Annotated in this window: 14 protein-coding genes; 4 read left to right on the top strand and 10 right to left on the bottom strand. The window is 67.3% G+C overall.

The window, feature by feature from the left end; translation table 11 throughout:
* Positions 1–103: 103 nt before the first annotated feature.
* A complete protein-coding gene (locus NL126_RS03425) occupies positions 104–1,372 on the top strand; it encodes an MFS transporter (protein WP_255197515.1) in 1,269 nt (422 codons plus the stop codon).
* Positions 1,373–1,467: 95 nt separating this feature from the next.
* On the opposite strand, the gene NL126_RS03420 is transcribed toward NL126_RS03425, so the two are convergent.
* Entirely contained in the window at positions 1,468–3,144 is a 1,677-nt protein-coding gene (locus tag NL126_RS03420) for a long-chain fatty acid--CoA ligase (protein ID WP_255197514.1), read from the bottom strand.
* Between the two features lie 52 nt (positions 3,145–3,196).
* The gene (locus NL126_RS03415) at positions 3,197–4,096 is read right to left on the bottom strand and encodes an MBL fold metallo-hydrolase (RefSeq protein ID WP_255197513.1); all 900 of its coding nucleotides are present in this window, start codon (positions 4,094–4,096) and stop codon (positions 3,197–3,199) included.
* Positions 4,097–4,178: 82 nt separating this feature from the next.
* Between NL126_RS03415 and NL126_RS03410 the strand changes: the two genes are divergently transcribed.
* A complete protein-coding gene (locus NL126_RS03410; RefSeq protein WP_255197512.1) occupies positions 4,179–5,000 on the top strand; it encodes an SDR family NAD(P)-dependent oxidoreductase in 822 nt (273 codons plus the stop codon).
* Between the two features lie 24 nt (positions 5,001–5,024).
* Here the strand turns inward: NL126_RS03410 and NL126_RS03405 are convergent, their stop codons facing one another.
* The gene (locus tag NL126_RS03405) at positions 5,025–5,807 is read right to left on the bottom strand and encodes an SDR family oxidoreductase (protein ID WP_255197511.1); all 783 of its coding nucleotides are present in this window, start codon (positions 5,805–5,807) and stop codon (positions 5,025–5,027) included.
* Between the two features lie 119 nt (positions 5,808–5,926).
* On the opposite strand from NL126_RS03405, the gene NL126_RS03400 reads away from it, so the two are divergent.
* Positions 5,927–6,943, top strand: coding sequence for a glycoside hydrolase family 88 protein (locus NL126_RS03400; RefSeq protein WP_255197510.1), 1,017 nt, complete (start codon positions 5,927–5,929; stop codon positions 6,941–6,943).
* Between the two features lie 17 nt (positions 6,944–6,960).
* Here the strand turns inward: NL126_RS03400 and NL126_RS03395 are convergent, their stop codons facing one another.
* The gene (locus NL126_RS03395; RefSeq protein ID WP_255197509.1) at positions 6,961–8,085 is read right to left on the bottom strand and encodes a citrate/2-methylcitrate synthase; all 1,125 of its coding nucleotides are present in this window, start codon (positions 8,083–8,085) and stop codon (positions 6,961–6,963) included.
* A gap of 114 nt (positions 8,086–8,199) precedes the next feature.
* Here NL126_RS03395 and NL126_RS03390 point away from each other — a divergent pair, with 114 nt between their 5' ends.
* Complete coding sequence (locus tag NL126_RS03390) at positions 8,200–8,688, top strand: VOC family protein (RefSeq protein WP_255197508.1); 489 nt, start codon at positions 8,200–8,202, stop codon at positions 8,686–8,688.
* On the opposite strand, the gene NL126_RS03385 is transcribed toward NL126_RS03390, so the two are convergent.
* The 6 genes from NL126_RS03385 to NL126_RS03360 all read right to left on the bottom strand — a co-directional run bounded on the left by NL126_RS03385 (position 8,685) and on the right by NL126_RS03360 (position 15,647).
* Complete coding sequence (locus NL126_RS03385; protein ID WP_255197507.1) at positions 8,685–9,467, bottom strand: enoyl-CoA hydratase/isomerase family protein; 783 nt, start codon at positions 9,465–9,467, stop codon at positions 8,685–8,687. The two genes, NL126_RS03390 and NL126_RS03385, sit on opposite strands and share 4 nt — an antisense overlap.
* Positions 9,468–9,513: 46 nt before the next feature.
* Complete coding sequence (locus tag NL126_RS03380) at positions 9,514–11,457, bottom strand: aconitate hydratase (protein ID WP_255197506.1); 1,944 nt, start codon at positions 11,455–11,457, stop codon at positions 9,514–9,516.
* Between the two features lie 72 nt (positions 11,458–11,529).
* Positions 11,530–12,234, bottom strand: coding sequence for an ABC transporter ATP-binding protein (locus NL126_RS03375; RefSeq protein ID WP_255197505.1), 705 nt, complete (start codon positions 12,232–12,234; stop codon positions 11,530–11,532).
* Positions 12,231–13,007, bottom strand: coding sequence for an ABC transporter ATP-binding protein (locus NL126_RS03370; protein ID WP_255197504.1), 777 nt, complete (start codon positions 13,005–13,007; stop codon positions 12,231–12,233). The genes NL126_RS03375 and NL126_RS03370 overlap by 4 nt, the downstream gene beginning before the upstream one ends.
* Complete coding sequence (locus NL126_RS03365) at positions 13,000–14,445, bottom strand: branched-chain amino acid ABC transporter permease (protein WP_255197503.1); 1,446 nt, start codon at positions 14,443–14,445, stop codon at positions 13,000–13,002. The genes NL126_RS03370 and NL126_RS03365 overlap by 8 nt, the downstream gene beginning before the upstream one ends.
* Positions 14,445–15,647: a branched-chain amino acid ABC transporter permease gene (locus NL126_RS03360; RefSeq protein ID WP_255197502.1), complete on the bottom strand. Its 1,203-nt coding sequence runs from the start codon at positions 15,645–15,647 to the stop codon at positions 14,445–14,447. The genes NL126_RS03365 and NL126_RS03360 overlap by 1 nt, the downstream gene beginning before the upstream one ends.
* Between the last annotated feature and the right edge of the window lie 59 nt (positions 15,648–15,706).

Here is a 15,706-nt window from a genome sequence, read left to right as displayed (position 1 = left end):
TACTGCTGTCTCGAACTCCGGCGAATCGGCCCTTTGCCCGGCCACGGCACCGGGCTGGCGGATAGTTATATCAGGTCCCCGCTCTCAGATGGGAAGAGACACGATGGAACAGGAGGAACTCGGGTTCTCGCCCTGGTGGCTCGTCGCCGTCGCAGCCGTGGCCATGGGCTTCGCCGGAACCTACCAGTTCGGCTGGTCGTCGATCCGACTCCCGCTCGAGACGCGTCTCGGCGCGTCGGAGGCGGCCATCGGGACCGTGTTCACGCTGTTCGTCGTCTTTCAGACCATCGTCCAGTTCCCGGCCGGCTGGGTTCGTGACCGCTGGGGGCCACAGCTCCCGATGCTCGCCAGCGCCGGGTTGCTCGCGGGCGGGTACGTGGGCACCGCGCTGGCGAACTCCATCTGGGGCGTCTACCTGTTCTACTCGTTGGGCGGGATGGGCGTCGGCATCGTCTACTCCGTCGCCGCAAACACGCCGGTGAAGTGGTTCAGCGACCGGCGCGGCCTGGCGACGGGCATCGCCATGGTCGCCTACAGCGGCCTGAGCTTCCTGTTGATCCCCTTCCTCCGCCAGTTCATCGTCACGGACTTCGTCGTGACGCTCGTGAGCCTGGGGCTGCTGGCGGGCCTGGTCGCCCTCGTCGCAGTCCCCATCCTCCGGGACCCCGTGGGGGTCACGGTCCGCGATGCCGACGCCGAGCCCGACGGCGGAGCGGACGTGACCAGCGCGGACTCTACGCCTGCGACCGACCCCGAGGCGGTGGACGCCGACGAAGAGGAGGGATACACGTGGCGCGAGGCCGTCCGAACCTGGCAGTTCTGGCTGCTGTACGCCATCTTCGTGGTCGTCAACGGCGTGACGCTGATGCTCGTCGGGAAGGTCATCGCGTTCGCCACGAACGCCGGCATCTCCGCGGGGGCCGCCACCGGCGCCGCCTCCCTGGTCGCACTCGGCGACGCGTTCGGCGTCGTCGTCGTCGGTGGACTCTCGGACCGGTTCGGGCGCGAGCGGACGGTCGGCGTCGCGTTGGTCCTCTGTGGCATCGCGCTCACCGGCCTGGTCACCGTCGCCGAGGCCGGCATCGCGCCGGCGTTCGTCGCTCTCGCCGCCGTCGCGGCGTTCCTCCGCGCGCCACCGTACTCTATTTTCCCCAGCCTCGTCGGGGAGTACTACGGACGCGCTCACTCCTCGGCGAACTACGCGGTGCTGTACTCAGCAAAGCTCTGGGGCGGCGTCGCCGGCGGCACCGTCGCCAGTGGCCTCGTCGTCTCCATCGGCTGGGACGCGACGTTCCTGCTCGGCGGTGCCCTCATCCTGGTCGCGGGCCTGGCGACGTTCGTCCTCCGGCCGGTCCGGGGCAGTCCCGCCTGAGAACCGTCGCGGGTTCGCTGACGGGCCAGACAGTCGGCGACTGTCGAGACGTCGTCGGCGTTCGCGCACGGGCGTCCGCGGTCCCGAGGCGGGAGTCACTCCTCCGGTTCGAGGTCCGTCTCCACGTCGTGGTCGGCGTAGCTGCCTCGCAGCGCCATCTTGTCGAACTTGCCCGTCGCCGTCCGTGGAATCTCGTCGACGAACTGGATCTCGTCGGGCGTCCACCACTTCGGGTAGTCCGCACGAATTCGCTCGCTCAACTCCGCGCGGAGGGCGTCTGGCTCGATCGACGCGCCGTCCACCATGACGACGAACCCGAGCGGGCGCTCCTGGTATCGCTCGTGGGAGACACCGACGACGGTCGCCTCGCTGACGGCGTCGTGGGCCATCATCGCGTTCTCCAGTTCTACGCTGGATATCCACTCGCCACCGCTCTTGATGATGTCGTTGTCGCGGTCGACCAGCGAGATGTACCCCTCGGCGTCCACGGTCACGAGATCGCCGGTCGCCAGCCACTCGTTGCCCTCACCGTCACCGTCGCGGCCGGGGTTGGCGGCGAAGTCCTCGGCGTTGGCCTCGGGGCGCTGGTAGTATTCGGTCGTCACCGACGGGCCCCGGACGTACAGTTCGCCAACCGTCGTGTCGTCCCATGGGACCTCAGTGTCGTCCTCGCTGACGACGCGAAACTCCAGTCCGGGCACAATCCGTCCCTGCTTCTGTCGCTTCGCGTACCGGGTCTCGACATCGGCGGCCGCGATGTCAGGTGGCAGGTGGGCAATCGTCCCGATGGCAGTTAGCTCGGTCATCCCCCACGCCTGCAGCACCTCGACGTCGTACTCCTCGTCGAGCCGTCGGATGAGGCTCTCGGGGACCGGCGCGCCGCCGGCGACGATCCGCTCCAGCGACGAGATGTCGGCGTCGTGCGTCTCCAGGTACTCCAGCAGGTCGATCCAGATGGTCGGGACGCCCGCGGTCAGCGTCACGCCTTCCTCCTCGATGAGGCGGGCGAGGGTGGCGGAGTCCGGAGACGGCCCCGGGTACACCTGCTTGGCGCCGGCGGCCGTCGCGGCCCAGGAGAACCCCCAGCCGGTCGAGTGGAACATCGGGACCAACGGCATCACCACGTCGTGGTCGGTGATACCGAGCATCTGGGGCGTCAGCGTCGTCATCGTGTACGACCAAATCATCTGCTGGGTGTACTCGACGCCCTTCGGCTTGCCGGTGGTTCCCGAGGTGTAGCACATCCCCGCCGGCTGGGACTCGTCCACGTCGGGCCAGTCGTAGGACGGCTCGTGCCCCGCGATGAACGACTCGTAGTCGACGACCGGATCGAGGGACGTCTCGGGCACCGTGTCACCCATCACGACGTACTGCTGGACGCTCTCGAACGCCTCGCTGTCGGCCAGCGCCTCCAGCACCTCGCGCTCGTGGGGGTCGACGAACAGCAGTTCGTCCGCCGCGTCGCCGACGATGTGCTCGACGTGGCTCTCGGGCAGGTTCGGGTTTATCGTGTGTAGCTGGGCGCCCATGCAGGGGACGCCGAAGTACGTCTCGAAGTGGCGGTGGTGGTTCCAGCACAGCGACCCGACGCGGTCGCCGGGCTCGATTCCGGCGGCCGCCAGTGCGTTCGCCAACTGCGCGACACGCTCGCCGTACGCGCGGTAGTCGTAGCGGTGGACTGCGTCGCCGGTCCGGGAGACGATGTCGACGTCGGGGTACAGCTGCGCTGCACGCCAGAGAAACGACCGAATCAGCTGATTACTGCCGACCATGTCCACGTATCGCAGGACCGAACGAAGAAAGTACGGGTCGGGGTCAACCGGCTCAACGCTGTCCCAGCGAGTTGAGGACACAGTCGGTCGCCATCCGCGACTGGGTCTCGTGCTCGCGCGCCGAGTACTCGGGTCGGAGCCCGACCAGTTCCTCGCCGACTGCCTCGCGGGTGGCCTCCAGGTCCTCGTCGTGGGCCGCGTACAGTTCCGGCACCCGCTCGCGGAACGTCGCCAGTCGCTCGCGGGACCGCTCGAAGGCTCGCTCGGCGTCCGGCCGCACGCCGACGTGTGACAGCACCAGCGTCTCCACGTCGAACTCCTGCAGGCGGTCCATGCCCGCAGCGACCTGCTCGAAGTCGAACTTCGGAATGGTCGTGGGCGGCACCCAGGTGTCGACCGCCGGGTAGTACCGGCCCAGCGCCTCGTTGGCGAACAGCAGGCCCGCGTCCGGGTCCCAGACGGAGACGTGGTCCGGCGAGTGGCCCGGCGTGTGCAGGATCTCCAGCGTCCTGTCGCCCGTGTCGATTTCGGTCCCCGAGTCGGGGACGGGCTGGACGCGCCTGGTGGGGAGTGGGCCGGCCGGCGCGCCGACTTCGGGGAAGGCTTCGGCCAGCGCCTCTCGGGAGCTTTCGACGAGGTGGTCGAACCGGTCGGGGTCGGTGAGCCACTCGACCATCGACTCGTGGAGGTACACGGTCGCGGACGGGGCGGCGTCGACGAGCGCCTTCGCCCCGCCGGAGTGGTCGAGGTGCGCGTGGCCCAGCACGACGTGCTCGACCGTCGCCGGGTCGATGCCGACCTCGCGGATGCCGTCGAGGAGCGTCTCCGACGCGGCTGCGACCCCCGTCTCGATCACCGTCGGTTGGTCGTCGTCGAGGAGGTAGGCAGCGACCGTCCCCTCGAACGCGAGTTCGATGCCGTAGACGTCTGGCGCGACGCTAAACGTGCCCATGTGCCGCTGCTTCGCGCAATCGGCTGAAAGTCCTTTCGCCGCCCATAGCTTTATTTCCGGTCCTTTCTACATACGCGGACGTATGCAAGACTCCCTAGACGGGAAGACAGCGATCGTAACGGGTTCGAGCAGCGGAATCGGCATGGGTATCGCTGAAGAGTTCGCCGACTCGGGCGCGAACGTCGTGACGAACTCTCGCTCACAGGAGCGTGCCGAGGCGACCGCCGAGGACATCCGTGCGGCCGGGGGCACGGCGGTAGCCGTCGAGGGAGACGTCAGCAACCGAGACGACGCCCAGGCGCTCGTCGACGCGGCCGTCGACGAGTTCGGCCGCCTGGACGTGATGGTCAACAACGCCGGCATCTCGAGCATCAGTCCAGCCCTGGAGATGACCGAGGAGGAGTGGCGGAGCGTTATCGATGTGAACCTGAACGGCGTGTTCTTCGGCGCACAGGCGGCCGGTCAGCAGATGGCCGAGCAGGACGGCACCGGCCAGATCATCAACATCTCCAGCATCTTCGGCAGCATCGGCGTCCAGGGCCGCGGGCCCTACAACGCCTCGAAGGGCGGCGTCAACAACCTCACCCGGGCGCTGGCGGTCGAGCTCGCCGAGCACGACATCCAGGTAAACGCACTCGCGCCGGGGTTCATCCGCACGAACCTCGACGCACAGACCCGCGAATCCGGCGACGACGACGAGACCTTCGACGAGGACGACTGGCCCTACTACGGGTACGACGACCAGCACATCGAGAACCGCAATCCGATGGGGCGGTTCGGGACGCTCGAAGAGATGGCCAACTGCGCGTTGTTTCTCGCCGCCGGCGACCACTACATGGCCGGCGAGGTCATGCACGCCGACGGCGGGTGGCTCGCGTTCGGGTGGGGCTCGAAAGGTCGGTGAGCCGACCGCGACCACTCGACGGTTCTAGCTCGTGGTGATTCGACCCCCGTCGACGACCAGCGACTGGCCGTTGACGAAGGCGGCCATGTCGCTCGCCAGGTAGAGGGCCGCGTCGGCGACGTCCTGTGGCGTCCCCCAGGGTCGCGTGGACGGTACGAGAGAGGCGTACTCCTCGCTGGCGTCCGACCCGACGATAGGGACGTCCTCGGTCGTCATCTTCGTCTCGACGACACCCGGATGGACGGCGTTGGTCCGAATCCCTGCGGGCCCCAGCGCGTCCGCCAGCGAGTAAGTGAGCAGTCGCACGGCGCCCTTGGACGCGCAGTAGTGGACGTGCCCGCCCGATCCGCGCATCCCGGCGACGCTGGAGAGGTTGACGATGGCACCGCCGTCGCCCGCGTCGAGCATCCGCTCGGCGGCGACTTGTGCGCCGAAGAAGGTGCCCTTGACGTTGACCGCGAACATGCGGTCGAACGCGTCTTCGGTGATGTCGAGGAAGTCCTCGCTCCGGAAGATGCCGGCGTTGTTGACCATCGTGTCCACGCCGCCGAACGCGTCGGCGGCATCGACGGCCCTGACGAGGTCCGCGCGGTTGGTCACGTCGCACTCGACGTAGGTCGCTGCGGCATCGGTCTCGCGCTCGATCAGTTCGTGGGTCGGCCCGTCCCCCTCGCGCGGGTCGGGCTGCACGTCCGCGACGACGACGTCCGCGCCTGCCGCGGCGAAGGTCCGTGAAATCGCGCGCCCGATGCCGCTGGCTCCGCCGGTGACGACGGCCGTCCGGCCGTCGAGAAGTGGGTCTGCCATGCGAAACCCACTCTCAGGGGCGCTATTAACGGTTCCTCTGCCTCGACCGGACCAGCGCCCCGGCGCGCGGGCCCAGCACTTATGCTCCTACCGGGGCACTGTGTGTGCGTGACTGTCACATGACAGCCGAACTATCGAAGCTAGTCGGCCGTGTCGCGGACAACATCGTCGAGCGCGACATGGAGAACGAGGACTGGGAGAAAGGGGCCGCGGTCAACGGCCTCCTCTCGGTCGGGGCGGCCGAGTACGACGAAGCGGCCCACCGCATCGCCGACCGTGCTGTCGCCACCCAGACGAGCGAGGGCGTGTTCAACTACGACGACCCGAAGCCGTGGCTCCACGGCGAGGACATCCACCGCGCGCAGTGCGAACCGGCGACGCTCGGTCACGTCGTCCTAGAGTTCTACGAACGCACTCAGGACGAGCGCTACCTCGACGCCGCCCGACGGCAGTACGAGCACCTCCGCGACGACGCCAAACGGACGGCCGAGGGCTGTCTCTCCTACACGACCGGCCCAGTGGCCGTCTGGGTGGATTCCGTGTACATGATCTGTCCGTGGTTCGCCCGCTACGCCGGGGTAACGGGCGACGCCCAGGCGTACGACGAGGCGGCCGCCCACATCGAGGACCAGGCGTACTACCTGCAAGACCACAAATCCGGCCTCTTCCGCCACGAGTGGCGCGAGACGCCCGACACCTTCCCGGAGAGTTCGCTCTGGGCGCGGGGCAACGGCTGGGTCTGTGCCGGCACCGTCGACACGCTCGCGCACCTCCCCGAGGACCACGACCGCTACGACGCGGTCGTAGATATCTTCCAGGGGCACGCCGCCTCCCTGTACGAACTGCAGGACGACAGCGGCCTCTGGCACCACATCCTCGATTACCCCGACTCCCCGCTGGAGACCTCGGCGACGTTACAGTTCGCCTACACCTTCAAGCGCGGCGCCGACGCGGGACTGCTTCCAGCGAAGTACGAGAGGGCCGCAGAGCGGGCGTTCGAAGTCTGCATGGACTTGGTGAACGACGACGGCGAGGTCAGGCGGGTGGCGGTGCCGCCGGGCGGGCCCGACGCACCCTTGGACGAGACGTCCTACGGGGGCGGCTGGTTCCTGATGGCGGCTGACGTTCTCGGGTGACGCCGCCGGCCAGTACCTCACTTTTGGTCGGCGTAGGAGAGGTTCTCCGGGCCGACGTACTCGGCGCGCGGCCGGATGAGGCGGTTGTCCTCGTACTGTTCGAGCGCCTGGGCCACCCAGCCGGCGACCCGGGCCTGACAGAACATCAGCGGGAACAGGTCGTCCGGGATGCCGAGATAGTGGTAGGCCACTGCGGAGTAGTAGTCGAGGTTCGTATCGATGCCGATCGTCTCGCGCATGTGTTCCTCGACGTTGTGGGCAATCTCGTACATCGCCGGGTCGTCGGCGTTCTCGGCCAGTCGCGCGGAGATGCCACGGAGGATCACCGCTCGCGGGTCGATCGTCTGGTACACCCGGTGGCCGAACCCGGGAACCCGCTCACCGCTGTCGATCATGTCGTCGATGAAGTCGGCCGCCGTCTCCGGGCTCTCGATCTGTTCGAACATACCCAGCACGTTGCCGCTCGCGCCGCCGTGCAGCGGCCCCTTGATCGCGCTGATGGCGCCGACGATGGCCGAGTAGATGTCCGACTGCGTTGACGTGACGACCCTCGCCGTGAACGTCGACGCGTTGATGCCGTGGTCGGCGGGGAGAATCAGGCAGGTGTCCAGGCAGTCGGCCGTCGCCGCGTCCGGCTCCTCGCCGTTCAGCATGTACAGGAAGTTCGCCGCGTGACCGAGGTCCTCGCGGGGTGGGACGGGCTCACGCCCGTTCCGGAACTGGTCGTAGTACGCCAGGATGGTCGGCACCTTCGCCAGGATGTCCAGCCCGCGGTCGACGTGGAGGTCGCGGTCGTCCTCGTCGGCCCGGCCGTCGAGCGCCGAGAGGTACAGCAGGCCGAGACGGAGCATCGTCATCGGCGCGGCGTCGGCGGCCAGTTCCTCGATGGTGTCGACCAGCGGCGCGGGGAGGGTCCGTCGAGACGCGAGGTCGGCCGTGAACGCTTCGAGTTCGTCTTCGTCCGGAAGGGTCCCGAACATCAGGAGGTACGCGACTTCCTCGTAGGAGGCGTTGTCTGCGAGGTCCTCGATGTCGTACCCCCGGTAGAGGAGTCGGCCCGCAGCCCCGTCGATCCGGGTTATCTCGGTGTCGGCCATGACGACGTTCTCGAGTCCGATTCGGCGGATACGCTCGGATGACATGGTTGTTAATCCCTCACAGTCGTAATAATAGTTTGGGACAGGGAATCCAGGCCGTAGTCGGCCAGTTCTCCCGCGGAGGGAACTATAAGTGGTGGCACCCCGAACCGGGTTCGTATGTCTCAAGAGCGAGACCTGCGCATCCTACTCGACCACGTCGGACTGGCCGTCGCGGACGTCGACACGATCGAACCGGTCCTCAAACTGCTCGGGGCCGAGACCCTGGTCGACGAGGAACTGGACTTCCTCGGCGCCCGGTGGCTCTACTACGAGATCGGTCCGGAGAGCCGGATCGAACTACTCGTCCCGACCGAGGAGGGCACCTTCCTGACCGACTTCATCGAGAGATCCGGCTCGGGGCTCCATCACGTCACCTTCGAGGTCGCCAACATCGACGACTTCACGGCCCACTTGGAGGAGAACGGCGTCGATCTGGTCGACCGGACTCACCGCCCCAAGTACGAGGAAGCGTTCATCTCGCCGCGGGACACCGGCGGCATCCTCCTCCAGCTCATCGAGTACGAGGCGGGCTACGCCGAGGAGTACGCCGACGACGGCGTCGGCGCGACCATCTTCCCCCTGGGCGAGCGGCTCTCCGACCGCTAGTCGTCCTCGTGGAACGCGGCGACCAGCCGCTCGCGCTCTGCTGTGGCGAACTGCGCCCACCAATGCTCAGCCTCGCGCGCCGCGGCCGACTCCGGGTCCGGGGCGTCCACGCTGTCGTTGAGCGCCCGCTTCGACGCCTTCACTGCCCGATGACCCCCGCTCCGAATCGAGTCGACACGGTTCGCGATGGCCTCGTCCAGGGCCGCCTCGGGCACCACGTCGTTGAGCAACCCCATCGCCAGCGCCCGTTCGGCGTCGACGTAGTCTGCCGTGTAGACGAGTTCCCTGGCAGCCGTCTCCCCGAGGAGCTCGACGGCCCGGCGGGTCGAGCCGCCGCCGGGAATCTGGCCGATGTCGACCGTCGGGATGGCGAACTCGGCGGACTCGGCCGCCACGCGGAGGTCACAGTGCATCGCGAGGATCAGCCCGGCGCCGACGCAGTAGCCGTGGATCTTCGCGACGACCGGCGCGTGGAACTCGAACACCGTTCGGTAGAGATCGCGAAACAGTTCCTGACGGCGTATCTGGGTCTCCTCGTGGTCCGCCGTCGGGCCGGCGTACTCTCCGAGGTCGGCCCCGGCGGAGAACGCGCTCCCCGCGCCCGCTATCGTGACGACTGCGATATCGTGGTCGAGCGAGAGCGCGTCGAACGCCCGTCGCAGGTCGAGCATCGTCGCTGTGTCCAGTGCGTTGTACGAATCGGGGCGTTCCAGCGTGAGCGCGGCCACGCCGTCATCGATTTCCACGGAGAGGTTTCGGTACGGGCCGTATTCCGTCATGCCTCACGCTTCCGGGTGGGCCGGCAAAACGGTTCGGGCGGGCGACCTACTGCGAGGCGCGGACGTGTGCCAGCCGCCCGCCGTCGAGCAGGTACTTCCGCTCGCGTTCGGTCACGTCGAGGATGACCGGTATCTCCTCGCCGGTGGTCTCGTCGACGACGGTCAGTTCGGTCTCGTCCTCGTCCCGGGCAATCGATTCGCGGAGTCCGGTCAGCCGGAGCCGGTTGCCCGCTTCGAGCGCCTCGTAGTCGTCGGGGTCGGCGAACGTCAACGGGAGCAGCCCGAAGTTGACGAGGTTGGCCTCGTGGATGCGCGCGAAGCTCTTGGCGATGACGGCGTCTACGCCGAGGTACATCGGGCACAGCGCCGCGTGCTCGCGCGAGGAGCCCTGGCCGTAGTTTTCGCCGGCGACGACGAATCCGCCGTCGGCCGCGAGCGCCCGCTCCGGGAACGACTCGTCGATCCGGGTGAGCGTGAACTCGGCTATCTTCGCGACGTTCGAGCGGTACATCAGGATGTCACTGGAGGCAGGCATGATGTGGTCGGTCGTGACGTCGTCGCCGACCCGCAGTAACACGTCGCCCGCCACGTCGTCGGTGAGCTCGTCGTTGACGGGGACCGTGCCGATGTTCGGGCCTTTCTGTAGTTCCACGTCTCCCTCCGGCGGCGCGATGAGGTCACGATTGCTTCCGTCGAAGCGGTCGGGCTCGGGGTATCCCGGGTCGTCGATGCCGCGGTCGGTGCCGTAGTCGCGGGGGTCGACGAAGGCGCCCTCGACGGCGGCCGCGGCGGCCACCTGTGGCGAGACGAGGTAGACGTTGTCGTCACTGATGCCCGACCGGCCCTCGAAGTTGCGGTTGAACGTCCGGACGGAGGTCGAGTCGCTGCCGGGAACGTGGCCGACCCCACAGCAGGCGCCGCAGGTCGCTTCCGACCAGTTGACGCCGGCCGCCATCGTCTTCGCGACCGTTCCGTCCCGTGCGAGGAGTTCGCTCGCCTGCTTCGAGGCCGGCTGGACGATCGCGTGGACGTCTTCGTGGACCACCTCGTCGCCAAGCGTATCGCAGAACGCCCGCAGGTCCTCGTAGGCCCCGTTGGTGCAGGAGCCGACGATAACCTGGTCGACGGGCTCGCCCGCGAGTTCCGAAACGGGAACCACCAGGTCGGGCATCGACGGCGTGGCGACGAGCGGCTCTACCGTCGAGAGGTCGATCTCGATCCGATCGTCGTAGGTCGCGTTCGGGTCGGGACCGACCGCGGTAAAGTCCTCTGGGCGCCCGAGCTTCTCCATATATTCGCGGGTGACGTCGTCGGTCGGGAACACGGAACTGGTCGCGCCCAGCTCGGTCCCCATGTTGGCGATGGCACAGCGCTCGGACACCGGGAGCGTCTCGACACCCGGACCGGTGTACTCGAAGACCTTCCCGACGCCCCCTTTGACGGTGAGGCGTCGGAGCAGTTCGAGGACGACGTCCTTCCCGGTGGCCCACTCCGGGAGGTCGCCGGTGAGGCGAACGTTCACGACTTCCGGCGTCTCCAGGTAGTAAGGCGACCCGCCCATTGCACTGGCGACGTCCAGGCCACCCGCGCCGATCGAGAGCATCCCGATGCCGCCCTGGGTCGGCGTGTGCGAGTCCGAGCCCAGTAGCGTCTGTCCGGGCCTGGCGAACCGCTCGTGGTGGACCTGGTGGCAGACGCCGTTGCCCGGGCGCGAGAAGTACGCCCCGAACTTCCCGGTCGCCGACTTGAGGTACGCGTGGTCGTCCGTGTTCCGGAAGTCGAACTGGTAGCTCTGGTGGTCGCAGTACTGGGCCGCGATCTCCGTCTCGACCTCGTCCAGGCCGAGCGCCTCGAACTGCAACCACGCCATCGTCCCAGTCGTGTCCTGCAACAACACCTGGTCGATCTCGATGCCGATCTCCTCGCCTGTGTCTAGCTCGCCCTCCACGAGGTGCTCGGCGAGGAGCTTCTCCGTGAGTGTCTGTCCCATGGAACCTACTTCTGTGGAGGGAACTTATAGCCGTTGTCCGACCCTACCGCCAGGGTCGACCCGCCGGGGGCTTCAGCCCCCGAGGAACTGCTGGCGAACCTCCTGGTCCTCCAGCAGCTCCCGGCCGGCCCCGACATAGGCGTTCTCACCGTTGGCCAGAACGTACCCGCGGTCACAGCGGCGAAGCGCCTCCTTGGCGTTCTGCTCAACCATGAGCACCGCCGTCCCGTCGGCGTTTATGTCGTCGACGCGGTCGAACATCTCGTGGACGAGGTCGGGTGCCAGCCCGGCGGACGGCTCGTCCAACAGCAGGAGATCGGGGTCGACCATCAGCGCACACCCCAATGCGAGCATCTGCTGTTGACCGCCGCTCATGGTCCCCGCGCGCTGGCGCTGGCGCTCGCGTAAGATCGGGAACCGTTCGAAGACGGCCTCGATCTGCTCGCGGGGGACCTCGTCGTAGATGTAGCCCCCGAGCTCGAGGTTCTCTAAGACCGTCATCGACGGGAACAGGTTGTCGGTCTGGGGGACGTAACTGACCCCCCGGCGAATGACATCCGGGGTGGCAGTTCCGTGCAACTGTTCGCCGTTGAGCAGTATCGTCCCGTCCATGATGGTCGTCAGCCCGAGGACCGTCTTCATCACGGTCGACTTTCCGGCACCGTTCGGGCCGACGAGGGTGACGTACTCGCCCGCCCCGACAGTCACGTCGACATCGGTGAGTATCTGCAGGTCGCCGTAGCCGGCGTCGAGCCCTTCGATCTCAAGGACGTTCATACGTCCACCTCTCCGAGGTAGGCCTCGACCACACGCTCGTCCGAGCGGACCTCGTCGGGTGATCCCGCTGTGAGCACGCGTCCCTGGTGCATGACGACGACGCGGTCGCAGTGGTTCATGATGACATTCATATCGTGTTCGACGAACAGGAAGGTGTATCCCTGGGATTCGAGTTCGTGGATGCGTTCGAGGATGCGCTGCTCCAGCGTGGGGTTGACGCCGGCCAGTGGCTCGTCGAGCAACACCATGTCCGGGTCGGTCAACAGGACGCGTGCCAGCTCCAGCAGCTTTCGCTGGCCGCCCGAGAGGTTGCCCGCCGGCTCGTCGATGACGTGGTCCAGGTCGAAGAAGTCGGCCATCTCGCGGGCCCGTTCGCGGGCTCGGACCTCGTCTTCGACGAACCTGTCGCCGCGCACCCACGAGCGGAACAGTCCCTCGCCGCTCTGGTTCGGCGGCCCCAGCAACAGGTTCTCGAAGACGGTCATCTCCATCAGCTCGTGTGGAATCTGGAAGGTCCGCACCAGCCCCTGCTGGGCGATGGTGGCGGGGTTCGCGCCCGTGATGTCGGTGCCTTCGAAGGTTATCGAGCCCTTGTCGGGGGACTCGAAGCCGGTCAGGCAGTTGAACAGCGTAGTCTTGCCGGCCCCGTTCGGCCCGATAAGCCCGGTGATGCCCGTGCCGATGTCGACGTCGACGCCGTCCAGCGCGGTGATGCCGCCGAAGTGCTTCTCGAGGTTCTCGGTCCGGAGGACTGTCTCATCCGAGTCAGTCATCGGCGGTCACCTCCTTGGTCTCGCCGGCGTCGCGGGCGGATGCCGAGCGATTCCCCGGCAGGGGGATGTCGTAGTCCTGCTCCCCGAGGATGCCGCTCGGACGGTAGTAGAGGATCAGGATGAGCAAGCTGCCGATGAGAATCAGGCGTGCAGACGCCAGCTGGATGGAGTACTCCGAGGGGAAGACGTTGTTGAGGAAGCGGGTGCCGTCGTTAATCACCCAGAACACCGCCGTCCCGAGGATCACTCCGCGGTTGTTGGCGGAGCCACCGATGATCACCGCCGAGAACGCGTAGAAGGTGATCAGCGCGCCGAACTGCGAGGTGGCAATGAAGCCGATCTGCAGCGCCCAGAGCGCGCCAGCGGCGCCGGCCAGCGCCGACCCGAACATCAACACCTGCGTCTTGTACCGGACCGTCGGCCGGCCCAGTGCTTGCGGGACGTCCTCGTCCTCGCGGAGCGCCCGGAGGATCCGTCCGTATGGGCTGTTGACGGTACGCTGGACCCACCAGTAGGTGCCAGCTAACGCTGCCAACGAGAGCAGCAGGACGAACCGTTCGTAGTCGATACCGCCCTGTGGACCCGCTGTCGGGTTGAACAGCCACAGCACGTTGACGACGATGGTCGCGAGGTTCCCGGTGACGATCGGCGTCCCCAGGTACCACAGGACGAACAACTCCGTCATGGCGAGGGTCACCAGCGGCCCGAAGGTGTCGGTGGTCCGTAGCGTGCGCACCCCGACAGCCAGCCCGATAAGCAACGCGACGGCGCCGCCGGCGAGCAGCAGGCCGCCCGCGAACATCCCGCCAACGCCGGCCGCGACCACGACGACGCTTGCGGTCATCACGGCTCCCTCGCGCAGCGAGGCGCCCCGGACCACCAGCGCGGTCCGGTAGGCGACGTACCCGAAGCTGACCACCGAAATAGCGCCGAACACGAGCACGTTGAGCGTGAACGAACCGAGGCCGAGCGGGAAGACACCCGACAGCGGCTCGTAGACGTTCCGGATACCGAACGCGCCGTTGAACAGCCACTGCTCGTTGTGGACGACGGCGTTGAGGATGGTGGCGATACCGAGCGCCGTGATGGCAAGATAGTCCTCACGCAGGCGCAGGGTCGGAACGCCCACCAGCAGCGAGACGAGCGCTGCGGCGGCCATGCCCCCGGCGACGCCGAGCAGCCAACCGATCAGCCCGCCCCCGGGAACGAGCGCTGCGAACACGCCGGGGAGGTCGAACCCGCCGATACCGGCGTACCCGACGGAACCGCCCGCGGGCATGGTCAGCACCACCGCGACGTACGCACCGACCATGAAGTACACCACGTGACCGAGGTCGACCAGTCCCGTGAACCCGTACTTGAGGTTCAGCCCGAAGCCGAAGATGCTGTAGATGGCGATCACCGTGAGTAGAGTCACGAGGAAGTCGGCGGCCGCCATCAGACCTCACCCCACAGGCCCTCGGGCTTGACTATCAACACGAGGATGAGGATGACGAACGCGATGGCCGTCCGGTAGACGGACAGCGACGACGGCAGCAGGAAGACGCCGACCTCCATGCTGACGCCGACGGCGAGACTCCCCAGCACCGCGCCGTACGGGGAGCGGATGCCGCCGAGGATGACCCCCGCGAACAGGGGCAAGAGCAGCGAAAAGCCCATGTTCGGGTTCAGGCTGGAGGCGTACCAGCCCAGCATGACGCCGGCCAGGCCGGCCAGGATGGCGGCGACGACCCATACGAACAGCTGGACGCGGTCCACGTCGATGCCGCGGACCTCCGCAAGGTCCATGTTGTCGGCGGTCGCCCGCATCGCCTTCCCGAGCTTGGTCTGCTTGAGCACATAGTTCAACAGGAACACCACGACGACGACGGCGGCGAGAATGGCGATGGCCTTCGTGCCGACGCCGATGCGCGTCGCCCACAGTGGGGCCGCAGTACCCTGCGAAGCCAGGCGCGCGAGGCCGAACAGCGCCAGCACCAGCCCGCCGAAGGTTCCGACGCCGAGAACGCGCGGCGAGATGAGGTACACCGTCTGAAAGCTGGCTTCGCGCCGGTGCCATCGGTAGGCAGCGACCGCGGCCACGAGTGCCACGGCCAGGACCCCAACGACGAGCCACCACGGGTAGCCCCACTCGCCCAGCGTGGCGAGTTCGCCGGCCTGGCGCTGTGTCGTCCGGACGGTCAGGCCCGAGCCCGTCGCGAACAGATCGAAGTTCGTGGTGACGACGCTTTCGGTCTTGTAGCCGATGGTCTTCGACCCGACAAGGAACAGGACGCTGTTCTGCAGGATGAACGACAGCCCGAGCGTGACGATGATCATCGTCACCAGGTCGCTGCCCGTGCGCCTGAACTGCCGGAAGATCAGGAGTTCGTACACCGCGCCCAGAGCTGCTGCGAGGGCGATAGCGATGACGGCTGAGACGAGCAGCGAGAGGGAGCCAAACGCCGGGAGGAACGGTATCTCGCCGGGGTTGTTGAACACGAGCGCGAGGTACGCCCCGATGGTGATCATGTCCCCGTGTGCGATGTTGGGGATGTTCGCGATCGAGTAGATCAGCGACAGGCCGAGCGCGCCGATGGCGATGACGCTGCCCGTCACCAGACCTTGCAGTAGGGCGTTCAGGAGGCCGGTCTGGACCATGTCAGTCTCCCCCCGTTGGGGCCTGCGGCCGGCCGTCCGGTGCGATTCCGAGTGCTCTT

The organism is Halorarius litoreus (assembly GCF_024362405.1).
Classification (GTDB): domain Archaea; phylum Halobacteriota; class Halobacteria; order Halobacteriales; family Haloarculaceae; genus Halorarius; species Halorarius litoreus.
The sequence above is the reverse complement of the archived record's forward strand: the minus strand, read 5'-3'. Positions and strand labels throughout refer to the sequence as shown.